This window comes from Nonomuraea sp. NPDC047529, from assembly GCF_040642995.1.
Lineage (GTDB): Bacteria > Actinomycetota > Actinomycetes > Streptosporangiales > Streptosporangiaceae > Nonomuraea.
Genome location: NZ_JBEYTJ010000004.1, coordinates 308192 through 329582 on the forward strand (window position 1 = coordinate 308192; position 21391 = coordinate 329582).

The following is a 21391-nucleotide window of genomic DNA, read 5'->3' on the forward strand; positions in this document are numbered from 1 at the left end:
TCGCCCCATGTCGGGCACAAGATTGCCAGGATTCTAGCCCCCATACCTGGACATCAGAGACAACTCTTCAACATGAGATGAACGCCACGTGTCTGTCAGGAGGTCGTCGAGGACGGCGCCATCCACGTGTTGCACTGGTACGTCTTGTCCCTTTCCCACCCCTGCCGGAACCAGCGGTTGTTGTTGGCGGGCGTGCCGTGGTCGCGCGGATAGCCGGGATAGTCGCCCACCTGCGCGTAGAACCAGAAAAGCCGTGAGCGCAGCGAGGACGGGACCGGGTAGGAGGCGGCGACCGAGCGCATCCACATGCCGCCCAGACAGGTGGCCTGCAGCTCCAGCTTCCTGCTCAGCGCCATCTTGCCGCTCTGGCTGGAGGAGGCCAGGGTGCCCTGCCACCAGGAGTCCATCACGCCGCTGATGTTCTGGACGTGGTGGCCGTACTCGTGGGCCATCATGCTGATGATGCCGCCGTGCCAGGAGATGATCTGGCCGTAGCCGCGGGAGTTGCCGTTACCCCTGGACATCGCCGAGGTGGAGGCGTAGATCGTGTTGTTGCGCGGGCAGTAGTACGGCACCATGCTCCCGGCCGACGGATAGTCGCCGCAGGCGCCCCGCCCGCGTCCGGCCGCGATGGCGTAGCCCGGCGGTCTGAACGCGATGCCCTGACGCTGCAGGATCGGCCCCCACGCCTTGTCCATGCACCGGCCGGTCTTCAGGATCAGCGCCTTGAGCTGGCTGTGGTTGAAGACGTTCGCGTTGCCGGCCCGGCAGTTCACCCGCGGCAGGGTGCCCGCCTTGTAGAGGGTGTTGTTCTTCAGGCTGGTGTTGAGCGTGACCTGCTTGGGCGGCGTGACCGTCTCCTGGGTCGGCTGCTCGGTCGGCTGCGCTGTCGGCTGCTCAGTAGGCCGCTGGGTGGGCTCCTCGGACGGCTCGCGCGTCGGCTCGGCCTCGCGGGTGGGCTCCCGCGTGGGGAAGGGCTCGTCGCTGTGCGACGGCTCGTACGACGGGATCGCGACCGGCGTGGTCGTCTCCGTGTGCTTGGACGACTTCAGCATCGCCGCCCCGATGACGATCAGCACGAACAGCGCGGCCAGCGACCCGAACACGGCCCCGAGCACGCCGGCGACCCCCATGCCGGACTTCTTGCGCGGCTGCTGCGGCCACTGCCGCGTGGGCATGGGCGGCGGCGGGGGCGGAGGCTGGAACTGCTGCCCGTACTGCGGCGGCGGGAACTGCGGTCCGCGCGGCGGATAAGCCTGCGGCGGCTGCTGCGGAAAGCCCTGCGGCTGCGGCGGATAGCCCTGTGGAGGCGACGGCTGCTGCTGCGGGCGGTTCGGCGGGGGCTGCTGCTGCGGATAGGGATGGGAACCGGGCGGCGGGCCCTGCGGAGGCGGGGGCATGGGCGGCGGGGGAGCCTGCGGGTAGGGCTGACCGCCCTGCGGCTGCGGCTGCCCGTAGCCCGGCGGCGGCCAGGGCCGCGAAGGAGGCCGCTGGGGCTGCCCTGGCCCCTGCGGCGGAGGTGGATACTGCCCGTTTGCTGTCACCGTGTCTCCCCGTTAACCCGCTTGTCTGCAATGCACGGCTTTGCGGCAGACCCCAAAGGATCTTTGCCAAATTTGGGGCAAAAGCATACTGATTTATCACCCGTCACGGATGTAGCGGTACTCGGTCACGCTCCGAAATCAATCGAGGTGATCTCCGCTATCTCCCGGTCCCGGAGCGGGGCGGTGTCCTAGCTTCTTTGGCATGAACCTCCAGCAGCTCCGCTATGTGGTCGCGACTGCGGAGCACCGCACCATGACCGACGCGGCCAGGTCGCTCTACATCGCGCAGCCTGCGCTGTCCCGCGCGATCCGCGATCTTGAGCGGGAGCTGGGCATGACGCTCTTCGCCCGCTCCGGCCGCGGCGTGGTGGTCACCGCACAGGGCCGTCGCGTGGTCAAGCTGGCGAGGGAGGCGCTCGACGCCGTCCACGAGATCGAGGGCCTGGCCAACCACGCCGGCATGACGGATGCCGAACTGCGCATAGCCGCCACACCGAGTCTCGAACCCGGACTCGCGGGGCGGTTGCTCCCTGCCTACGCGGCCGAGCACCCAGGGGTGCGCGTGCACATCGTGCGCTGCGACGGCCGTGACGGCGTCGTCAGCGCCATCCGGGATCAGCGGGCCGACCTCGGGCTCACCGATCTGCCCGTGCCCACCGACCTCATCACCCACCCGCTCGAACGCCAGGAGATCGTGCTGATCTCCCCGCCCGGGCTCGACCTGCCCAACCCGGTCCCCATGGGCAAGCTCCACGGGATGCGCCTGGCGCTGCCCGCCCGCGGCAGCTCGCGGCGCAGGGAGCTCGACGCCATGTTCGGCAAGTACGCCGTCACCCCCGTGGTCGTCCTGGAGACCGACGAGCGCAACGGCTGGCTCAACGCGGTCCGCGCCGGCCGGGCCTCGCTGCTGTGGTACCGCGGCATGGCCGACCAGGCCGCCCGGGCGGGCCTGGTGGTGCGCTCACTCGAACCGGCCGTGCGACGCGTCATCGCCGTGGTGCACGCACGCCGCCGCCTGCCCCTCATCGCCCAGGACTTCCTGTCCACCGCGGAGAAGGGCACGGCCGCCTGACCAGGAACGTTCCATGATCCCCCGCTACCCCCGCCACTGACCGCAGCCCGCCGGCGCCCCCAACGCGTCGCGCGGGCCGAGCACCCCGGCGGCCCGCCTAGCGGGACACCGGAAGGCGGACCACGGCGCGCAGGCCCGGCGCCGCGTCCTCCAGCACCACCGTCCCCCCGTGGGCGCGCACGGTCTCCCGGACGATCGCCAGCCCCAGCCCGGCCCCGCCCTCGTCCCTGCTGCGGCCGGAGTCCAGCCGGGTGAACCGGTTGAACACCCGCTCCCGGTCGCGCTCCGGGATGCCGGGCCCGTCGTCGGTCACCGTCAGCACGCCGTCGGCGGTCAGCGCGACCTCGACCTTCGACGAGGTGTGCCGGACGGCGTTGTCCATCAGGTTCGTCAGCACCCGGCTCAGGTCCAGCGCGTCCCCGCGCACCACCACGGGGTCGCACGTGGTCAGCCGGGCCTCGCCGTATCGCTCGGCGACCTGGCGCACCACCTCGTCGAGGTTGACCGGCTCGTCACGGGCCGGGACGCCGCCGCGCTCGTCCAGGCGGGCCAGCGCGAGCAGGTCCTCGGCCAGCCTGGACAGCCTCAGGGCGTCCTCCAGCACGCCCTCGGCGGTCTCCCGCCAGTCCTGGCCCTCCGGATGGCCGAGCGCCACCTCAAGCTGCAGCCGGATGCTGGCCAACGGGCTGCGCAGCTCGTGGGCGGCGTCGGAGACCAGCGCGCGCTGGCGCTGCTCGGCCTCCTCCAGCCGGGACAGCATGCCGTTGAGCGTGGTGGCCAGGGCGTACACCTCGTCGCGCGACTGCGGCACCGGCAGCCGCCGGGACCGGGCCGTGTGCGTGATCTCGGCGGCGACCCGGCGCAGCGACGAGATCGGGCGCAGCGTCCTGCCGATCATCAGCCAGCTCGCCACCGCCAGCAGCACTACCAGCGCGGGCGTGCCGACCAGCAGCACCCGCCCGGCGACGCCCAGGCTCGTCTGGATCTCGCCGATGGGACGGGCCGCCAGCACCGTCTGCCCGTGGTCGGCGCTGAGCACCACCACCCGCAGCGGCCCCGGGATCGCGTACGGCCGCCCGTCCAGGAACGTCGCCCGCCCCTCCCGCAGCACCCTGGCCCTGGCCGCCGCGTCCAGCAGCGGCACCAGCCGGTCGGTGCCGTACGTGACGTGCGTGATGCGCCCGCTCCGGTCGAGCACCTGGACGATCGTCCCGTCGTGCGTGGTGATCGGGCTGGTCAGCGTGCCGCCGTCGGCCGCCACGCGCACGCTCTGGGCCTGCTGCCTGGTGGACTCGTCGACGGTGTCGATCAGCGCCCGGTCGAGCACCGACAGCAGCACCGAGGCCGACAACGCCAGCGCCAGCCCCAGCACGGCGGCCGCCGCGACCGTCAGCCTGAACCGCAGCCCCTGACGCCGCCACCAGGCCACGGGGGAGTCAGCCACCGTCGCCCGCCAGCCGGTAGCCCGCGCCGCGCACGGTCTGCAGCGCGTTCCTGCCGAACGGGGCGTCGACCTTGCGCCGCAGGTAGCCGACGTAGACCTCGACCACGTTGGGGTCGGTGTCGAAGGTGTCCCACACGTGTTCCAGGATCTCCGACTTCGACACCACCTCGTCACGGCGGCGCATCAGGAACTCCAGCAGCGCGAACTCCCTCGGCGTCAGCTCCACCGGCGTCTCGCCCCGCTGCACCTTCCGGCGGGCCGGGTCGAGGGACAGGTCGCCGGCCGCCAGCACCGCCGGCCGCCGCCCGGCGTCGCGCCGCAGCAGGGCCCGGAGCCTGGCCACCAGCACCACGTACGAGAAGGGCTTGGTCAGGTAGTCGTCGGCGCCGAGGTCGAGGCCGTCGGCCATGTCGTACTCGCCGTCCTTGGCCGACAACATGAGGATCGGCACCCAGTTCTCCTCGGCGCGCAACTGCTTGCACACGTTGTAGCCCGACAACCTCGGCAGCATGATGTCCAGCACCACGACGTCGTAGTCGCCCTGCCGGGCCGCGTGCAGGCCCTCCTCGCCGTCGTGGGCGAGGTCCACGGCGAACCCCTCGGCCTGCAGCCCGCGCTGGAGGGCCGCGGCCATCCGCCGCTCGTCCTCGACGACCAGTACTCTCATGTGCTGATTCTCCTGTCCCTGACCTGAGACGCCGCTGAGAAGGCTGAGAGGCGTCTCAGACAGTCTCAGGCCGGCCACAGGATGCATGCCGCAGGCTCTGGTCATCGACATACCGTTAAGGAGTGAGATGCGCAGAGGCACGTTCGTGAGGTGGGGAGTCCCGATCGCCGCGGCGGCGTTGATCGGTGGCGCGATCGGAGCGGGCCCGGTGATCGCGGCCGTCAGCGGCGAGCCCGTCCTGCCCGAGCGTTCGGCCCAGCAGTTGCTGGCCGACGCCGTGGCGGCGACGAGCAAGGGGGGTGGGGTGCCGCCCATGTCCGGCACCGTGCAGCAGACGGCCTCGCTCGGCCTGCCGTCGCTGCCCCAGACCGGTTCCGAGTCGCCGCTCAGCCTGCTGTCCGGCTCGCACGAGATCAAGGTCTGGTACGGCGGCGCCGACCGGTTCCGGGTGGCCATGCCGACCCAGTTGAACGAGACCAACCTGATCGTCAACGGCGACCAGGGCTGGTACTGGGAGAGCGCCACCAACACCGCCACCAAGTTGACCATCAAGCCCGGCACGGGCCAGGAGCACCAGCGGCCCACCCCGCCGCCGACCCAGCTCACGCCGGCGCAGATGGCCGAGCAGCTGCTGGCCAAGGCCGACGAGCACACCGCGGTCCGCGTGATCAACACCGCCGAGGTGGCCGGCCGTCCGGTCTACCAGCTCGTCCTGGCGCCCAAGGACGAGGGCTCGCTGGTGCAGGAGGTGCGCCTGGCGCTCGACGGCGAGACCTACGTCCCGCTCCAGGTCCAGGTCTACGCCAAGGGCTCGGCGGAACCGGCCTTCCAGGTCGGCTTCACCCAGGTGACGTTCACGCCACCGGCGCCGGAGAACTTCGCCTTCACCCCGCCCGCGGGCGCCAAGGTGAAGGAGCAGGACCTCAGCGAGCTGGGCGACGTCAAGCGGGCCGAGGAGCACGCCGAGCGGGCCGAGAAGGTCGCGGGCGAGCTCAAGGTCGTCGGCGACGGCTGGACGACCGTGGCCGTCCTGCCGTTCAAGCCGGAGGACCTCACGGGCGGCGCCGGGGCCGGCGACGGCTCGAAGGCCGATCCGGCCGCGCTGGCCGACACCGTCCTGAAGTCGGCCACCCCGGTGAGCGGCACGTGGGGCTCGGGCCGGCTGATCAGGACCAAGCTCGTCACCGTCCTGCTGACCGACGACGGCCGCCTGCTGGTCGGCGCGGTCACCCCGGAGGAGATCACCCAGGCGGCGGGCGTCAGGTGACGACCGCCGTCACGCAGGAAGCGGGGGCGCCCTTCGGGGCGGCCCCGCCCTCCGGGGAGCACGCCATCGTCACGCGCGGCCTGACCAAGCGCTTCCGCGGCGGCCAGTTGGCCGTGGACGCGCTCGACCTGGCCGTGCCGCGCGGCTCGGTCTACGGCTTCCTCGGGCCCAACGGCTCGGGCAAGACCACGACCATCCGCATGCTGCTGGGCCTGATCGCGCCCACCGAGGGGGAGCACTCCCTGCTCGGCCTGCCGCTGCCGCGGGCGCTGCCCCGGGTGGGGGCGGTGGTGGAGGGGCCGGCGTTCTACCCGTACCTGTCGGGCGAGGCCAACCTGATGCGCTTCGACGCCGCCGACCCCACCGCCGTGCGCCGTACCGCCAAGGAGCGCGTCGCCGTCGCGCTCGACCGGGTGGGCCTGTCGGCCGCGGCCGGCAAGCGCTACCGCAACTACTCGCTCGGCATGCGTCAGCGGCTGGCCATCGCCGCCGCTCTGCTCGGCCCGCGCGAGCTGCTGATCCTGGACGAGCCGACCAACGGCCTCGACCCGCAGGGCACCCGCGAGGTGCGCGCGCTGGTCAAGGACATCGCCGCCGGCGGCACCACCGTCTTCGTCTCCTCGCACCTGCTGGCCGAGGTCGAGCAGATGTGCACGCACGCGGCGATCATGCGGGCCGGCAGGCTGGCCGCCCAGGGCACGATCGCCTCGCTGAACGGCGGCCTGGCCACGCGCGTCCGGATCGAGACGCCCGACGTGGCCGACGCCGCGCGGGTGCTCGGCCGGCTGGGGCTGGCCGACGTGCGGCCCGGCGTCGCCGACGTGACGGCCGAGCTGGGCGGCGACGCGCCGGAGCGGATCAACGCCGCGCTGGTCGGCGAGGGGGTCGCCGTACGGGGGCTGGCCGTGCTGCGGCCGAGCCTGGAGGACGTGTTCGTCGGACTGACCGGGGAGGGCTTCGATGTCGACGGCTGAGACGCGGGCCACTGAGACGCGGGCCACTGAGACCCGCCGGGGACGCACGCCCGGATTGGTGCCCGTCACCGAGACGCTGCGCACCGCCGAACGGCGCATCCCGGACGCGGACCCGGCCCTGACCGCCGCGGAGGCCGTGGAGGGCACGGGCCAGGGCTCCACGCCGGACGCCGCCGGCGGGCCGAGGCGGGCGAGGGGGGCGTTCTGGCGGCTGCTCGGCTCGGAGCTGGGCCTGACCTTCCGCCGCCCGCGCAACCTGATGATGCTGGCCGTGCTCGCCTCCGTGCCGGCCGTCCTCGGCCTCGCCCTGCGCGCGTTCGGCGGCGGCGATTCCGATGGGATGGGCGGGTTCATCCAGAACGTGGCGGGCAACAGCCTCATGCTGACGTTCGTCGCCTTCTCGTTCCTCGTGCTGCTGCTCATGCCGGTCGCCGTCAGCGTGGTCGCGGGCGACTCGGTGGCCGGGGAGGCGGGCGGCGGCACCCTGCGCTACCTGCTGGCCGCGCCCGCCGGACGCACCCGGCTGCTGGCCGTCAAATACCTCAACGCGGTCGTCTTCGCCTACGCCGTCACGGTGGTGGTGGCGCTGTCGGCGCTGGTCACCGGGCTGATCCTGTTCCCGGTCGGGCCGGTGACGCTGCTGTCGGGCACCACCATCTCGATGGGCGAGGGGCTGCTGCGCATCCTCGTCGCCGTCGGCTACGTCGGGGCGGGCATGGCGGCACTGGCGGCCGTAGCGCTGGCGTTGTCGACGTTCACCGAGGTGTCCATCGGGGCCGTGGCCGCCACGCTCGTGCTGGTGATCGTCTGCCAGGTGCTGCGGGCCTTCCCCGAGCTGAGCGCGGTGACGCCGTACCTGCTGCCGACCAGGTTCACCGGCTTCGACGCGGTGTTGCGCAGCCCGATGGACCTGTCGGCGCTGCGGGACGGGTTGCTGGCCTTCGGCGCCTACATCGTGCTGTTCTGCTCGATCGCCTGGGCGCGCTTCTCCGGCAAGGACATCACGTCCTGACCGGGAGGCGCGTCCCCGGCCGGGTTCCTCACCCGGCCGGGGACGCCGCGTTCCGGGGTCAGGCCGCCCGGCGGCGCAGGCCCAGGGCGCCCACGACGACGCCGATGATCCCGACGACCAGCCCGGCGCCGCCCAGCAGGCGGGCCGTGCCGTCGGAGGCCGACGCGGCCGCCACCGGCGCCACCGACGGGCCCGTGGCGGCGACCGGCGCGGCCGAGGCCGGCGTGCTCGCGGCGGAGTGCTCGTCACCGCCGGAGGCCGGGACGAGCTTCAGCGTGGGGACGGGGTGCTCGGCCTCGGTGCCGTCGGACTTGGGCGCGTCGGCCCATTCGACCACCTCGCCGCCCGAGTACGTCTGCTTCGTCGGGAATGTCAGCGAGTCGACGTCCTTGGGCAACTGGCCCATGGACACCTCGAACTCCTGGAACTCACCCGGGTTGATCTTGCCGCCGGACCACACGACCGTGGTGACGGCCTCCTCCAGGTCGCCGTACTCGGTCTTGACCGGCTTGGGCAGCTTGCCCTCGGTGACCTTGACGTCCCAGCCGGGCACCGGCTTCACCGACACGAACGCCAGCGGATGGTCGGTGGGGAAGCTGATCTGGACCTTGGTCGTCGAGGCGTTGTCGCGCTCGTTGGGCACCCGGAAGGCCACCTTGGTGAACCCGCCCTGCTCGGCGGAGCCGGGGGTGATGGACACGTGGGCCAGCGCGGGCGCGGCCAGGGCGGCGGTGAGGGCGGTGGCGGCGGCGAGCACGGTCGCCGCACGACGGACGAAGGACATGACGGAACTCCACTTCGGAAGACAGGGGTTTGAGGGGTGTCAGCAGGTCAGGCGGGAAGTGGAGGACCACGCCTGGCCACCCGGTGCCGGAACCCCGGCTGCGGGGGGACCACCCTGGTGTGCACGACCGGCACGCCCGGCCGCACGGCGGGCACGACCGCGAGCAGCAGCGGCGGCACGAGCCGCAGCCCGAGACGGCGCAGCAGGGACCACAGCGCGATCTCGCCGCGCGACAGCCACCAGCCGGTCACCAGGGTCGCCGTGAGGTGCGCGAGCAGCATGCCCGCGTTGACGGCCAGGCCCTGGCCGTGACCGTGCTCGAAGACGTAGGAGGACGGGCTGCCGCCCGCGAACAGCTCGTGCAGGCCGAACTGCGCCACCCCGAGCACGATGTTGATCGTCGCCGCAGAACGTTCCCTGCCGGACAGCGCCAGCCCCAGGCCGGACACCGCCGCCAGGCCCAGCGCCGCCGCCAACGGCCCCGGACGCCCGCCGCCGCCCACCACGTGGGCGAGGGCAGCGAGGGTCACGCAGACGGCGGCGAAGGCGGCCGTCCGCGCGAGCCGGAGGGGAAGTCGCGCACGCATGTGTGCCACATGGTCTCACGGGGCGCGGTCGAGCGAGACCCCTAGTTCTGAGCCGGCCAATGCCTGGTCCAAAAATGGCATTTGTCGCTAGGGTCGTGCCGAGCGCGTCGACATTTGAGGGTGAGAACGTTGCGGCACTTAGCAGGTTTGCTCATCGGCGTCGTGGTCACGGTGGCCGTCCTGGGCGGTGGCGGATGGGCCGTGCAGCAGGCCCTCGCCAGTGCGGCGACGACACCGCCGCCGCCCGACAACCAGAAGATGTGGATCGCCCTGGGGGCCATGGCCGCCGTCGGGCTGGTCGTGGGCCTCGTGGTGGCCGGCCGGATCTCGCCGCTGGCCACGTTCGTGCCCTCGATGGTGCTGCTGGCCTGGACGGTCGTCTACGCCCTCGACACCGGCAGGGCGCTGTCCCTCATCCCCGCCGAGCTGTCGGTGAACCAGATCGTCAGGGACGCCGGCGCCGGTGACAAGATCCTGCTCACCACGGGCGTGCTGGCCCTGCTCGGCGTGGCCCTGTTCATCCCCGTGCTGATGCCCTCGCGCTGGTCACGCCGGCACGACGACCTCGACGACGACGACTACGAGACCTCGCCGGAGGGCGGCTACTACTGACCGCCGGTGTAGAGCCTGGTCACCACGTCCTCGATGGTGGTCTGCTCCGGGGCCGTGGCCATGAGTTCGGCCAGCGTCCCGTCGAAGGTCAGCCGGCCGTGGTCGATCAGCATGATCCGGCGGCACAGGCGCTCGATGTCGCCGAGGTCGTGCGTGGTCAGCAGCACGGTCGTGCCGCGTTCGGCGTTCTGCCGCTGGAGGAAGGCGCGGATGCTCGCCTTGCTGACCACGTCGAGGCCGATGGTGGGCTCGTCCAGCACCAGGATGTCGGGGGCGTGCAGCAGCGCCGCGGCCAGGTCGCCGCGCATGCGCTGCCCCAGGCTGAGCTGGCGCACCGGGGTGCGCAGGAAGGCGCCGAGGTCGAGGGTCTCGGTCAGCTCGGCCAGCCGGGCCCGGAACGTTCCGCGATCTACTTTGTAAAGGTGCCGGATCAGTTCGAAGCTGTCCTGGAGCGGCAGGTCCCACCACAGGGTCGTCCGCTGCCCGAACACCACCCCGATCCGGCGGGCGAGCGTGGTGCGCCGGCGCGAGGGGTCGAGCCCCGCCACCCGCACCGAGCCCGAGGTGGGGGTGAGGATGCCGCACAACATCTTGATCGTGGTGGACTTGCCCGCGCCGTTGGGCCCGAGGTAGCCGACGAACTCGCCGGCCGGCACGCTGAACGACAGATCGCGCACGGCGTGCACGACGGTGCGCTTGACCTTGAACGAACGTCCCGCCTGCAGCAGCTCGATCATCCCTAACTCCCCGTCGATCGGTAGTGCCTGATGCCCTGCCGCCAGGCCGCGGCGGCGGCCAGCGCGAGGACCAGCGCGGCGGCCGGTCCGAGGAACCGCATGAACCCGGGCGTGCCGAACGGGTCGTCCCGGCCCAGGACGAAGAGGCCGGGCTGCCAGTTGACGAAGGCCAGGGGCAGCGCGTACGTGATGCCGCGGACCAGGTCGCGGGCGTAGATGCTGAGGGGGTACTGGTTGAGCTGGTAGGTGCCGTAGGTGAAGGAGTTGGCCACCTCCGGCGCGTCGGTCAGCGCGAACTGGAGCGCGCCGGCCAGCGTCCAGAGCGCGGCGAAGATGACGATGCCGGTGACGATCATGACGGGGATCATCCAGGCCCGTCGCCAGTCGAGGCCGAGCGCGGCCACGGCGTAGGCGAGCACGGCCACCGCCTGGACGACGCGGCCGATCCTGGTGGGGACGAAGCGGTCGGCGGCGATCTGGATCCAGGCCGGGACCGGGCGGATGAGGAACGTGTCGAGCGTGCCGGCCTTGATGTGCTGGCTGATGCGGTCGAGGTTGCTGACGAAGGTGTCGCAGACGGTGAAGGCCAGGCTGGACGTGCCGTACAGGAACAGGACCTCCTCGCGGGTGAACCCGGCCAGGGCGTCGGTGTTGGCGAAGACGACGAGGATGGCCGCGACGTCCATCGCGCCGGTGGCCAGGCCGAAGACGAGCATCAGGATGAAGGAGGCACGGTAGGAGGCCGCGGCGCGGGTCCAGGTCCAGGCCAGCAGGAAGTACGTCCTAACCACCCTGGATCACCACCTTGTGGCGGACGAGGCGGGTGGCCAGCAGGCCGAGCGCGAACAGCGTCGCGGCCCAGAACGCCTGGAGGGCGAGCGTCTGCCCCACGGGAGCCTTGCCGAGGTAGAGGTCGGCGGGCGCCTGGACCATGGAGGCCCACGGCAGGGCTCTGACCAGCTCGCCCAGCAGGCCGGGGAACAGGTGGAGGGGGAGCATCATGCCGCTGAAGAACGTGGTCAGGACCAGGGACACGACGGCCACGCCGCGGTCGTCGGCGAGCCAGCAGACCGACAGGGCGACGAGGTAGCGCCAGCCGAAGCTGATCAGCACGCCGATGAGCAGGCCGGCCAGGACCCCCGCCCACCGGGTGGGGGAGGTGGGCGCGGTGACGCCGAACAGGGCCGCGCCGAGCAGCAGCGGCGGGATGCCGCGCACCAGGAACAGGTACGCGGCCCGGCCCAGGTCCTCGGCGAGCGTCCAGAGCTGGAGCGAGGCGGGGCGGACGAGGTCGAGCGCGATGTCGCCGCTGCGGATGCGTTCGGGGAGGGGCAGGCCGCCGCCGAACAGCATCATCGGGCCGATGAAGGCCTGGGTGACGAAGCAGTAGGTGACGGCGTCGGTGACGTCGTAGCCGGCCAGGCCGGGGCGGGCCTGCCACAGGGCGATGAGGACGTAGGCGCGCAGGATGCCGAACACGCTGTTGGTGAACGCGCCGGCGAGCGCGGCCCAGACGTAGACGGCGTGTTTGCGGAAGCCGTACCGGACGAGCCGGGCGTAGAGGGGAATCGTGGCACACCTCCGAAGAGTGAGGACATGTTTACCGAACGTGTCCGAGCCCGTGCACGGGTCTGCCTGGCGGAAATCTGGAATTATCCGCCGGAGGCCCGGCGGTCCGCAACGAGATAAACGCCGGCGGCCTGCGCCGGTGGGGACGTGCGGTGCAGGGCAGGGGAGCGGGGACGACGTCGCACGAGCCGCCGCCACGGGCGGGCGTGCGCGTCGAGGGGCGTCGGGGCGTGTCGGCGGGGCTTCGCGTAAATCCGGAATATCTGGAGATGGGATGAGATCCCTACTGGCCGGTAGACCGAGGGCGTTTCGGGAACATAAGGGGTGGAGGACCGTGATGCGCATCAACCAGGACGTAGCACCCGACTACCCCTTGAGCTGGCAGGCCCGGGCCCTGACCTCGGTCATGTGGGGCACCCTGAAGCCGGCCTCCACGGTGCTGATGCGTCATCCGCTGGCCCTGATCGGCGCGGCCGCCCTGGGCGAGCTGACCCGGCTGATGCCCATGCACCTGCCCGAGCACGCCGTCGTCGCGCCGGCCGACGGGCCGGAGTGCGGCGGCGAGTGGGTCCGCGCGGGGCCGGGCGTGGACGAGCGCAAGGCGCTGCTCTACTTCCACGGCGGCGGCTACTTCTCGTGCTCGCCGCGCACCCACCGGCCCATCACCTGGCGGCTGTCGGCCGTGGCCCGGCGGCCGGTGCTCGCCCTGGACTACCGGCAGGGCCCGGTGCACCCGCTGGCCGACTCCCTGGCCGACGCGCTGGACGCCTACGAGTGCCTGATGCGGAACGGGCACGCCGCCGAGGACATCATCATCGCCGGGGACTCTGCGGGCGGTCACCTGACGCTGGCCACCCTGCTGGCTCTGCGCGACCGCGGTCTGCCGACGCCCGCCGCCGCGATCTGCCTGTCGCCGTGGGCGGACCTGACCGACATCCCGCGCCGGGCCAACCGCTGGCAGGACCCGATGCTGCCGGCGGGCCGGGTGCGCTGGCTGGCCCGCCACTGGACCTGCGGGCTCGACCCGTGGGACCCGCTCGTCTCGCCGGTGCACGGCGACTTCACCGGGCTGCCGCCGCTGATGATCGTCACCGGCTCCACGGAGGTGCTGCGGGACGAGGCGCGGCGGGTGGCCGAGCGGGCGCGCATGGCGGGGGTGCCGGTCAGGTACGAGGAGTGGCGGCGGATGCCGCACGCGTTCCCGATCCTGGCCGACGTCCTGCCGGAGGCGCGGCTGGCCTTCCGGCACATGTCGGCGTTCCTGGAGGCCGTGGCGGCCCGGGCGGCCCGCGCGGCGGCACGGGCGGCGGCTCGGGGGGATTCGGCGGCGGCCTGACTGGGCCGGGCGTGTCGGGGTAGCTTGGCCTGATATATCGCAGCTTGGGGTTGTGTGCCGAGGAAGGCGTCCGGGCTTTGCGGTGGCCTTGCCCGTCAATCCCGCTGTAAGGTTAGGTATACCTAACTAACACATGGGGGCTGAAGTGATGGCTGACAAGCCCACGGACCACCATCGGGGCGTCGTCCTGCGGACCGAGCGGCTCTCCCCGCACATGATCCGCGTCGTGGTCGGCGGCGACGGCCTGCGCGACTTCGCCTGCCGCGGGCTCACCGACCATTACGTGAAGCTCGTCTTCCCGCACGAGGGCGTGGAGTACCCCGAGCCCTTCAGCGTCAAGCACGTGCGCGAGACGATGCCGCGCGAGTTCTGGCCGCGTCTGCGCACCTACACCGTGCGCGCGTGGGACCCCGACGCCCTTGAGCTGACCCTCGACTTCGTCCATCACGGCGACAAGGGCCTGGCCGGTCCGTGGGCCGCCACGGCCGTGCCCGGCGACGTCGTGCTCTTGCTGGGCCCCGGCGGCGGCTACGTGCCCGACCCCGAGGCCGGCTGGCACCTCATGGTGGGCGACGAGAGCGCGTTGCCGGCCATCGCGGCCTCCCTGGAGGCGCTGCCCGAAGGGGCTCTCGCCCACGTCCTGCTGGAGGTGGACGGCCCGGAGGACGAGCTGAAGCTCGGCACGGCCGCCGACGCGCGGATCACCTGGCTCTACCGGGGCGAGCGGCCGGTCGGCCGGGCGCTGGTGGAGGCGGTGCGCGCGCTGGAGTTCCCCGAGGAGGACGTGCACGCGTTCGTGCACGGCGAGGCCGGTTTCGTCAAGGAGCTCCGGCGTCACCTGCGGCTGGATCGAGGCGTCCCGATGGCGCGGCTGTCCATCTCCGGCTACTGGCGCCTCGGTGTGGACGACGAGGGCTGGCGGGCGGTCAAGAACGACTGGAACCGCGAGGTCGAGGCCGACGAGGCCCGCGCACTGGCCTCCTGACTCCCTTACGGTCGAAAGCTCGCCCACCACAAAAAGCCACTTCAGAACGTTCCACCCCAGCCCTTACTCACCCTCCGGGCATGAACGTCTTACCTCCGATACCCCTTGCGCAAAACGCGCGAAAAGGGCCCCCGGATCTCGCCACAGTGTGCCTTGCCGTGTCCCACACAGGAGAGGCGAGGCCCGGATGGCGCGTGGTGCGAGCGACATGCCTTCTGGCGTGCGACCGCTTACGGTGGGCGACCCGGTCATCATCGGCCGGTACCTTCTCCTCGGCCGTCTGGGGGCGGGCGGGATGGGGGTGGTGTACCTGGCCGAACACCCGCGAGGGGGCCTGGTCGCGCTCAAGACGCCGCATCCGGTGCATCTCCACGATGCCACGTTGCGGGCGCGTTTCGCCAAGGAAGTGGCTTTCTCCCGCAGATTGGTGCCCTTCTGCACCGCCGCCGTCATCGAGGACGGAACCGACGGCGACCGCCCGTACCTGGTCACCGAGTACATCCCGGGGCCCGCGCTGTCGGAGGTGGTCAGGGCCGCCGGAGCGCTCACGCCCGACCTCGCCTACGGCGTCGCGCTCGGGGTGGCCGCCGCGCTCGTCGCGGTGCACGAGGCCGGTCTGGTGCACCGCGATCTCAAGCCCGGCAACGTGCTGCTGTCGTCCAGGGGGCCGCGGGTCATCGACTTCGGCATCGCCTGCGACGTGGACACCCACGCCGCCCACACCCGGGCCGGCCACATCATGGGCAGCCCCGGCTGGGTGGCGCCCGAGCGGCTGACCGACGGCCCGGCGCTGCCGCCCTCGGACGTGTTCGCCTGGGGCTGCCTGGTGGCCTTCGCCGCGAGCGGCCACCATCCGTTCGGCGGCGGCGAGACGGACGTGCCGGCCCGGCGCATCCTGTTCGACCCGCCGCGCCTGGACGGCGTGCCTGCCCTGCTGCGCCCGGCCGTCGAAGCGGCGCTGGCCAAGGACCCGGGCTCCCGTCCCCGGTCGGCCGACCTGCTGCGGGCGCTGCTGGCGTCCGGCGGCGTGGGCGATCCGTGGGACCTGCGCCAGGCGGTCGGCGACGTCCTGGACGGAAGCTGGGCCGAGGTGCCGTACCCGGCGGGGTCCCCCGTCACGCCGGCCGGGCCCAGGCGCAGGAGCAGGGCGAAGGCCGGAGCACACCTGTCGCACGCCGGCCTCGCGGCGCTGGCCACGGTCTCCCTCGCGGCCGTCACCGTGATCGCCGCCTCGGGCGGGGACGCCCTGAGCCTCGGCGGCGGCTCGCCGGCGCCCGATCCCGTGGTCGTGCGGCCGTACGTCAGCGCCCGTTCCACCGAGCGGTCCACCCTGACGCCCACCGGCGCCCGGCCGTCCGTCCACGTGGGCGATCCGGGTGGGGAGGAGGCCGGTTCCTGTGCCGGAGCGGCCGGTCGCCGCCGCGGGGCCGGGGGTCCTCACTGCCCGCGGCCGTCGGTCTCGATCAGCACGATCCCCCAGGACGGCCCCGGCGAGTCGCCCGACCCGGCCACCCCGACGGCCACCGGAGCGTCCTGACCGCGCATGCCTCATGATCGAGGTGAGCGGAGGAGGTGTGGTCTCTCCACCGCACCCGAGAGCGAGGCCGTACATGAGCTACTACGACATAGAGGGCAACCCCATCAGCCCGGCACGGGCGCAGGAGCTGCTGGCCGACCGCGCCGGGCGGACGATCGGCGACGACCGCGTCGGCACCGCCGCGGGAACGTTCCGCGTCCGCACCCTGCACCTGGTGCTCGACCAGGCCGACGGCGGCACGGTGCCGTTGCTGTTCGAGTCGACCGTACGACTGTCGCCCCCCGGCGCCGATCCAGGGACGGGCGGCGAGGAGGTGCTGAGCCTGCACTGGTCCACCAGGCAGCAGGCCGAGGACGCGCACGCCCAGCTCGTCCGCGACATCACCGAGAGGCAGGACCTGCCGTCCTGGGCCCGGGAGGGCGGCTGAACGCACGGCAGGCAGGAAAAGGGGCCGCGCCGGGCTGGGGGAGCCGGCGCGGCCCTTCGCCGGGGGAACCATCCCATGCCCTGGAGGTGGCCGGCGAGATCGGGAAATCAGTGGTGGAACTGCTCCTCTTCGGTCGAGCCCTTGAGCGCGGTCGTCGAGGAGTCGGGCGCGACGGCCGTGCTGACCAGGTCGAAGTAGCCGGTGCCGACCTCGCGCTGGTGCCTGGTCGCGGTGTAGCCGCGGGCCTCGGCGGCGAACTCGGCCTCCTGGAGCTCGACGTACGCCGTCATGCCGTCGGCGGCGTACCCCTGGGCGAGGTCGAACATCGAGTAGTTCAGCGAGTGGAACCCGGCCAGCGTGATGAACTGGAACTTGTACCCCATGTGCCCCAGCTCGCGTTGGAACTTGGCGATCGTGGAGTCGTCCAGATGCTTCTTCCAGTTGAACGACGGCGAGCAGTTGTAGGCCAGCAGCTGGTCCGGGTAGCGGGCCTTGATCGCCTCGGCGAACTCGCGGGCCACGTCCAGGTCCGGCGTGCCGGTCTCCATCCACAGCAGGTCGGAGTACGGCGCGTAGGCCAGGCCGCGGGCGATGCAGGCGTCCACGCCGTTGCGCACCCGGTAGAAGCCCTCGGCGGTGCGCTCGCCGGTGGTGAAGGCCTGGTCGCGCGCGTCCACGTCACTGGTCAGGAGCGTCGCGGCCTGTGCGTCGGTCCGCGCGACGATCAGTGAGGGGACGCCACACACGTCGGCGGCCAGCCGCGCGGCGTTGAGCGTCTTGATGTGCTGGCCGGTCGGGATCAGCACCTTGCCGCCCAGATGGCCGCACTTCTTCTCGGAGGCGAGCTGGTCCTCCCAGTGCACGCCCGCGGCGCCGGCCGCGATCATGCCCTTCATCAGCTCGAACGCGTTCAGCACGCCGCCGAACCCGGCCTCGGCGTCGGCCACGATCGGCGCCAGCCAGTGCGGCGCGTCCGGCGCGCCCTCCGACCAGGTGATCTGGTCGGCGCGCAGCAGCGCGTTGTTGATCCGGCGCACGACCGCGGGCACGGAGTTGGCCGGGTAGAGGCTCTGGTCCGGGTACGTCTGGCCGCCGAGGTTGGCGTCCGCGGCCACCTGCCAGCCGGACAGGTAGATCGCCTTCAGGCCTGCCCTCACCTGCTGGACGGCCTGGTTGCCGGTCAGCGCGCCGAGGGAGTTGACGTAGTCCTCGGTGTGCAGCAGGTCCCAGAGCCGCTCGGCGCCGAGCCGGGCCAGCGTGTGCTCCTCCTGGACGCTGCCCCGCAACCGCACCACGTCCTGCGCGCTGTAGGTGCGCTCGACCCCCGCCCAGCGAGGGTCGTTGTGCCACTTGTCCTGCAGCTGCTCCGCAGCTCCCTTGAGGCGATCGTTCATCGTTCGCTCCTTTGTCGTCCCCTGGGGCTCACCTCGATCATCTGCCCGGAGAGCCGGTGTCAACAGGCTCCATCTGGAAGAAGAACGTCCAAAGTTTCCGATGCGTGCATTACTCGTGGGTATTCAACTGAGAAGAAAACGCAAGTTTTCCTGTTGGACTAGACCACTCGCTCTCTGGAACCGCACCTGGCTCTCGTGTCCCGCTGCGACATGCCCCGAGTGCCCAAAGGCTAGAAAATGGGCCGAATTTCTGTCTAAGATGCCTTCATGGCGTCCCTGATAGGCGAAGAACCGCTGTCTTTGACGCAGGAGCTCGATCTGCTCGCGTTCGGCCAGCGCCTGCGCCACCTGCGCAAACAGCGCGGCCTCACCCTGTCGGACCTGGGCTCGCGCGTCAGCAGGGCGCCCAGCCAGCTGTCGCTGCTCGAGAACGGCAAGCGCGAGCCCAAGCTCTCGCTGCTCAAGTCCCTGGCGACCGCGCTGGGCGTCCCCGTCGAGGAGCTGCTGCGCCGCCAGCCGCCCAACCGGCGCGCCCAACTCGAAATAGCGCTGGAGGAGGCGCAGCGCGACCCCATCTACGCCGGGCTCGGCCTGCCCCGGCTCAAGGTGTCCGCGCGCGTGCCCAACGACGTGCTCGAACACCTGCTCGGCCTCTACGGCGAGCTGCGCGCCCGGCAGGCCCGCGGCACCGCCACGCCCGAGGAGGCCAGGGCCGCCAACGCCGAGCTGCGGCGCAGGCAGCGCGAGGTGGGCAACTACTTCCCCGACATCGAGAAGGCCGCCGCCGAGGCGCTCGACGCCGTCGGCTACCGCACCGGTGCCCTGTCCCAGAGCACGATCCAGGGCCTGGTCACGCACTTCGGCTACACCGTCCACACCGCCCAGGACCTGCCGCGCTCGGTGCGTTCCATCACCGACCTGCGCAACCGGCGCATCTACGTCAAGCACGAGCAGCTCGGCATGCACACCCCGCGCACGATCCTGCTCCAGACGCTCGGCCACCTCGCGCTGGGCCACGGCAAGCCGCGCGACTTCGCCGACTTCCTGCGCCAGCGCACCGAGGCCAACTACTTCGCCGCCGCCGTGCTCGTGCCCGAGCGGGCCGCCGCCCCCTATCTCCAGGAGGCCAAGGCGGCGCGGGCGCTGTCGGTGGAGGACCTGCGCGACGTGTTCGCGGTCTCGTACGAGATGGCCGCCCACCGTTTCACCAACCTGGCCACCCATCACCTCGGTCTCGTCTGCCACTTCGTGCGCAACGACGCCGGCGGCACCATCTACAAGGCGTACGAGAACGACGGCATCGTCTTCCCCGCCGACGAGCAGGGGGCCATCGAGGGGCAGCGGATGTGCCTGCAGTGGTCGGGGCGGCAGGTGTTCGCCTCGCCCGACCGGTTCTCGGTGTTCTACCAGTATTCCGACTCGCCCACCGGCACCTATTTCTGCGTCGCCCACGTCGATCCGTCGCGGGAACGGGACTTCGCTATCACTTTGGGGGTGCCGTACCGGGAGTCGCGGTGGTTCCGGGGCCGCGAGACCACCAACCGCACCAAGTCCGGCTGCCCCAACGGCGACTGCTGCCGCCGTCCGCCCACTGAGCTGGCCGAACGCTGGGAGGGGTACGCCTGGCCGTCCGCGCGGGCCAACTCGCACATCCTGGCCGCCCTGCCGCCAGGGTCGTTCCCTGGCGTGGACGAGGCGGACGTCTATACCTTCCTGGAGCGCCACGCGACCCTCGCATAAGCTGACATGCGGGGGTAACGGGGGAGGTGTCGCACATGCTGCCTGATGTGCGGAAATGGTGGCATCGCCGAACGTCGTGTGCCGCGGACTGGCCGCTGCCCGATCTCGTGGCGGCCAAGGGGAGCACCACGGTGAGCGTGGTCCTCCCGGCCCGCGACGAACGGGAGACCGTGGGGGAGATCGTCGAGGTCATCCGGCGCGAGCTGGACGGCCTCGTGGACGAGATCGTCGTCATCGACTCGTGCTCGGCCGACGACACCGCCCGCGTCGCAGCCCGGGCCGGGGCCGCCGTGCACGCCCAACGGGACATCCTGCCCGAACTCGCACCGCTGGAGGGCAAGGGCGAGGCGCTGTGGAAGTCGCTGGCGGTCACCTCCGGCGACGTGGTGGCCTTCGCCGACGCCGACATCAGGCACTTCCACGCCTCGCTCGTCGCCGGGCTGCTCGGCCCGCTGCTCACCGATCCCACGGTCGCCTACGCCAAGGGCTGCTACGACCGTCCGCTGAACGGTGCTCCCACCGGCGGCGGCCGCGTCACCGAGCTGGTCGCCCGTCCTCTGATCAACCTGCACTGGCCGGAACTGGCCGGGTTCGTGCAACCGCTCGCCGGCGAGTACGCCGGCCGCCGCTCGGCCCTGGAACGCGTGCCGTTCCTCACCGGGTACGGGGTGGAGCTCGGCCTGCTCATCGACCTGCTGGACCTGGCCGGGCTCGACGGCCTGGCCCAGGTGGACCTGGGCTCGCGCGAGCACGCCCCGCAGTCGACCGAGGCGCTCGGCGGGATGGCGGCCCAGATCATGCTGGCGGCGTGGTCGCGGCTGCGGCGTCAGGGGAAGATCGAGGGGCGGCATGTGCCGGGGGTGGAGCTGGCGCAGTTCCGCCGGTGCGAGGGCGGCCACGACATACTGACCCGCCATGTCGCCATCGGCGAACGCCCTCCGATGCTCACCCTGCCCCGCCCGTCCGGCCCCTGACCGCCCCACAAACACTCACGAGCCGCCTGGGCTGTGCGAGGCCCACCGCCCAGGGCGGTCCGTCACCCGCGCCGGGCCCTTCGTGCACGGGAGCTTCGGTCGGTCGGGGCTACTTGAGGGCTGCGGTCACGAAGGCGGTGAGCTGGTCGCGCAGGGCGTCGTGGTCGTCGGCCTCGTCGCCCAGGATGATCCGCCCGAGCTGCGGCATCATCGCCGGGAACAGGGCCAGCCCGGTCAGCGTGAACAGCGTGCGCGCCGTCGCCTCGGACGGCTCCTCGCCGCGTCCCTCGGCCAGCGACGCCGCCTTGCGCGCGCACCGCTCGACCCGCGCCTCCTGGCCGGGCAGCAGCTCCTGGCCGCGGTAGTTGAGCGCCTCCCACATCAGCAGCCGCACCAGGTCGGGGTGGCGCCGGTAGTAGTCGGTCAGCCGGGCCACGTAGTCGACGGGGTCGGCGCCGGGCAGGGCGATCTGCGACGTCAGGTCGTCGAGCGCCTCGTTGATGACGGCGTCGAACAACTTCTCCTTGTTGCCGAAATGCCCGTAGATGCGCTCCTTGTTGACGCCGGCGCGTTCCGCGATGCGATCCACGCGCGCCCCCGCCACGCCGTACGCGGCGAACTCCTCGCGGGCGGCCTCCAGCAGGGCGGCCCGGGTGGCGGCGGTCGAGACCTTGGGTGACATGTCTTCATTCTGCCACGAACAACTAGTTGGTTGTAAACCAACTATCT

General features: G+C 71.8%; 21 protein-coding genes. 11 read left to right on the top strand and 10 right to left on the bottom strand.

The window, feature by feature from the left end:
- Positions 1–95: 95 nt before the first annotated feature.
- Complete coding sequence (locus ABZ815_RS09965; RefSeq protein WP_357696001.1) at positions 96–1400, bottom strand: neutral zinc metallopeptidase; 1305 nt, start codon at positions 1398–1400, stop codon at positions 96–98.
- Between the two features lie 346 nt (positions 1401–1746).
- Between ABZ815_RS09965 and ABZ815_RS09970 the strand changes: the two genes are divergently transcribed.
- Complete coding sequence (locus ABZ815_RS09970) at positions 1747–2616, top strand: LysR family transcriptional regulator (protein WP_357696003.1); 870 nt, start codon at positions 1747–1749, stop codon at positions 2614–2616.
- Positions 2617–2713: 97 nt separating this feature from the next.
- Here ABZ815_RS09970 and ABZ815_RS09975 read toward each other — a convergent pair whose 3' ends face one another.
- Both ABZ815_RS09975 and ABZ815_RS09980 read right to left on the bottom strand, forming a co-directional pair.
- Positions 2714–4060 (bottom strand): ATP-binding protein, encoded by a 1347-nt coding sequence (locus ABZ815_RS09975; protein ID WP_357696005.1) that lies wholly within the window; start codon positions 4058–4060, stop codon positions 2714–2716.
- Positions 4053–4727: a response regulator transcription factor gene (locus ABZ815_RS09980; RefSeq protein ID WP_357696007.1), complete on the bottom strand. Its 675-nt coding sequence runs from the start codon at positions 4725–4727 to the stop codon at positions 4053–4055. The genes ABZ815_RS09975 and ABZ815_RS09980 overlap by 8 nt, the downstream gene beginning before the upstream one ends.
- A gap of 127 nt (positions 4728–4854) precedes the next feature.
- Here ABZ815_RS09980 and ABZ815_RS09985 point away from each other — a divergent pair, with 127 nt between their 5' ends.
- Genes ABZ815_RS09985 through ABZ815_RS09995 form a run of 3 tightly spaced genes read left to right on the top strand, consistent with a single transcriptional unit; the run spans position 4855 to position 7980 of the window.
- Positions 4855–5994, top strand: a complete 1140-nt coding sequence (locus ABZ815_RS09985) for a DUF2092 domain-containing protein (RefSeq protein WP_357696009.1) — start codon at positions 4855–4857, stop codon at positions 5992–5994.
- A complete protein-coding gene (locus ABZ815_RS09990; RefSeq protein WP_357696011.1) occupies positions 5991–6968 on the top strand; it encodes an ABC transporter ATP-binding protein in 978 nt (325 codons plus the stop codon). The genes ABZ815_RS09985 and ABZ815_RS09990 overlap by 4 nt, the downstream gene beginning before the upstream one ends.
- Positions 6969–7026: 58 nt before the next feature.
- A complete protein-coding gene (locus ABZ815_RS09995) occupies positions 7027–7980 on the top strand; it encodes an ABC transporter permease (protein ID WP_357696013.1) in 954 nt (317 codons plus the stop codon).
- Between the two features lie 58 nt (positions 7981–8038).
- Here ABZ815_RS09995 and ABZ815_RS10000 read toward each other — a convergent pair whose 3' ends face one another.
- Positions 8039–8764, bottom strand: coding sequence for a YcnI family protein (locus ABZ815_RS10000; RefSeq protein WP_357696015.1), 726 nt, complete (start codon positions 8762–8764; stop codon positions 8039–8041).
- A gap of 47 nt (positions 8765–8811) precedes the next feature.
- Positions 8812–9351 (bottom strand): MFS transporter, encoded by a 540-nt coding sequence (locus ABZ815_RS10005; RefSeq protein ID WP_357696017.1) that lies wholly within the window; start codon positions 9349–9351, stop codon positions 8812–8814.
- Between the two features lie 120 nt (positions 9352–9471).
- Between ABZ815_RS10005 and ABZ815_RS10010 the strand changes: the two genes are divergently transcribed.
- Positions 9472–9963 carry a hypothetical protein gene (locus ABZ815_RS10010; RefSeq protein WP_357696019.1) on the top strand — a complete coding sequence of 164 codons (492 nt, stop codon included), beginning with the start codon at positions 9472–9474 and terminating at the stop codon, positions 9961–9963.
- Here ABZ815_RS10010 and ABZ815_RS10015 read toward each other — a convergent pair.
- The 3 genes from ABZ815_RS10015 to ABZ815_RS10025 are packed head-to-tail and all read right to left on the bottom strand — an operon-like array spanning position 9957 to position 12179.
- Complete coding sequence (locus tag ABZ815_RS10015; RefSeq protein ID WP_357696021.1) at positions 9957–10700, bottom strand: ATP-binding cassette domain-containing protein; 744 nt, start codon at positions 10698–10700, stop codon at positions 9957–9959. The genes ABZ815_RS10010 and ABZ815_RS10015 overlap by 7 nt on opposite strands.
- A 2-nt stretch (positions 10701–10702) precedes the next feature.
- The gene (locus tag ABZ815_RS10020; RefSeq protein ID WP_357696023.1) at positions 10703–11491 is read right to left on the bottom strand and encodes an ABC-2 family transporter protein; all 789 of its coding nucleotides are present in this window, start codon (positions 11489–11491) and stop codon (positions 10703–10705) included.
- On the bottom strand, positions 11484–12179 hold the full coding sequence (locus tag ABZ815_RS10025; protein ID WP_357696025.1) for an ABC-2 family transporter protein: 696 nt from the start codon (positions 12177–12179) through the stop codon (positions 11484–11486). The genes ABZ815_RS10020 and ABZ815_RS10025 overlap by 8 nt, the downstream gene beginning before the upstream one ends.
- Positions 12180–12606: 427 nt before the next feature.
- Here ABZ815_RS10025 and ABZ815_RS10030 point away from each other — a divergent pair, with 427 nt between their 5' ends.
- The 4 genes from ABZ815_RS10030 (at position 12607) to ABZ815_RS10045 (ending at position 16554) form a co-directional block, all read left to right on the top strand.
- On the top strand, positions 12607–13605 hold the full coding sequence (locus ABZ815_RS10030; RefSeq protein ID WP_357696027.1) for an alpha/beta hydrolase: 999 nt from the start codon (positions 12607–12609) through the stop codon (positions 13603–13605).
- A gap of 148 nt (positions 13606–13753) precedes the next feature.
- Positions 13754–14590, top strand: a complete 837-nt coding sequence (locus ABZ815_RS10035; protein WP_357696029.1) for a siderophore-interacting protein — start codon at positions 13754–13756, stop codon at positions 14588–14590.
- A 220-nt stretch (positions 14591–14810) separates the two neighbouring features.
- Positions 14811–16127 (top strand): serine/threonine-protein kinase, encoded by a 1317-nt coding sequence (locus ABZ815_RS10040; RefSeq protein WP_357696031.1) that lies wholly within the window; start codon positions 14811–14813, stop codon positions 16125–16127.
- Between the two features lie 73 nt (positions 16128–16200).
- Positions 16201–16554, top strand: coding sequence for a hypothetical protein (locus ABZ815_RS10045; RefSeq protein ID WP_357696032.1), 354 nt, complete (start codon positions 16201–16203; stop codon positions 16552–16554).
- 107 nt (positions 16555–16661) lie between these two features.
- On the opposite strand, the gene aceA is transcribed toward ABZ815_RS10045, so the two are convergent.
- The gene (aceA, locus tag ABZ815_RS10050) at positions 16662–17948 is read right to left on the bottom strand and encodes an isocitrate lyase (protein WP_357696034.1); all 1287 of its coding nucleotides are present in this window, start codon (positions 17946–17948) and stop codon (positions 16662–16664) included.
- 267 nt (positions 17949–18215) lie between these two features.
- Between aceA and ABZ815_RS10055 the strand changes: the two genes are divergently transcribed.
- Together ABZ815_RS10055 and ABZ815_RS10060 are read left to right on the top strand one after the other, a co-directional pair.
- Complete coding sequence (locus ABZ815_RS10055) at positions 18216–19688, top strand: helix-turn-helix domain-containing protein (protein ID WP_357696036.1); 1473 nt, start codon at positions 18216–18218, stop codon at positions 19686–19688.
- A 35-nt stretch (positions 19689–19723) separates the two neighbouring features.
- Positions 19724–20662, top strand: coding sequence for a glucosyl-3-phosphoglycerate synthase (locus ABZ815_RS10060; RefSeq protein WP_357696038.1), 939 nt, complete (start codon positions 19724–19726; stop codon positions 20660–20662).
- 109 nt (positions 20663–20771) lie between these two features.
- Here the strand turns inward: ABZ815_RS10060 and ABZ815_RS10065 are convergent, their stop codons facing one another.
- Positions 20772–21344: a TetR family transcriptional regulator gene (locus ABZ815_RS10065; RefSeq protein WP_357696040.1), complete on the bottom strand. Its 573-nt coding sequence runs from the start codon at positions 21342–21344 to the stop codon at positions 20772–20774.
- Positions 21345–21391 lie beyond the last annotated feature (47 nt).

Excerpts from the sequence above, each read along its gene's own strand:
- ABZ815_RS10065 (WP_357696040.1), bottom strand. The coding sequence starts at position 21,344 with ATGTCACCCAAGGTCTCGACCGCCGCCACCCGGGCCGCCCTGCTGGAG.
- ABZ815_RS10060 (WP_357696038.1), top strand. The coding sequence starts at position 19,724 with ATGCTGCCTGATGTGCGGAAATGGTGGCATCGCCGAACGTCGTGTGCC.
- ABZ815_RS10015 (WP_357696021.1), bottom strand. The coding sequence starts at position 10,700 with ATGATCGAGCTGCTGCAGGCGGGACGTTCGTTCAAGGTCAAGCGCACC.
- ABZ815_RS09970 (WP_357696003.1), top strand. The coding sequence starts at position 1,747 with ATGAACCTCCAGCAGCTCCGCTATGTGGTCGCGACTGCGGAGCACCGC.
- ABZ815_RS09980 (WP_357696007.1), bottom strand. The coding sequence starts at position 4,727 with ATGAGAGTACTGGTCGTCGAGGACGAGCGGCGGATGGCCGCGGCCCTC.
- ABZ815_RS10000 (WP_357696015.1), bottom strand. The coding sequence starts at position 8,764 with ATGTCCTTCGTCCGTCGTGCGGCGACCGTGCTCGCCGCCGCCACCGCC.
- ABZ815_RS10055 (WP_357696036.1), top strand. The coding sequence starts at position 18,216 with ATGGCGTCCCTGATAGGCGAAGAACCGCTGTCTTTGACGCAGGAGCTC.
- ABZ815_RS09965 (WP_357696001.1), bottom strand. The coding sequence starts at position 1,400 with ATGCCCCCGCCTCCGCAGGGCCCGCCGCCCGGTTCCCATCCCTATCCG.
- ABZ815_RS09985 (WP_357696009.1), top strand. The coding sequence starts at position 4,855 with ATGCGCAGAGGCACGTTCGTGAGGTGGGGAGTCCCGATCGCCGCGGCG.
- ABZ815_RS10045 (WP_357696032.1), top strand. The coding sequence starts at position 16,201 with ATGAGCTACTACGACATAGAGGGCAACCCCATCAGCCCGGCACGGGCG.
- ABZ815_RS10005 (WP_357696017.1), bottom strand. The coding sequence starts at position 9,351 with ATGCGTGCGCGACTTCCCCTCCGGCTCGCGCGGACGGCCGCCTTCGCC.
- ABZ815_RS10030 (WP_357696027.1), top strand. The coding sequence starts at position 12,607 with ATGCGCATCAACCAGGACGTAGCACCCGACTACCCCTTGAGCTGGCAG.
- ABZ815_RS10035 (WP_357696029.1), top strand. The coding sequence starts at position 13,754 with ATGGCTGACAAGCCCACGGACCACCATCGGGGCGTCGTCCTGCGGACC.
- aceA (WP_357696034.1), bottom strand. The coding sequence starts at position 17,948 with ATGAACGATCGCCTCAAGGGAGCTGCGGAGCAGCTGCAGGACAAGTGG.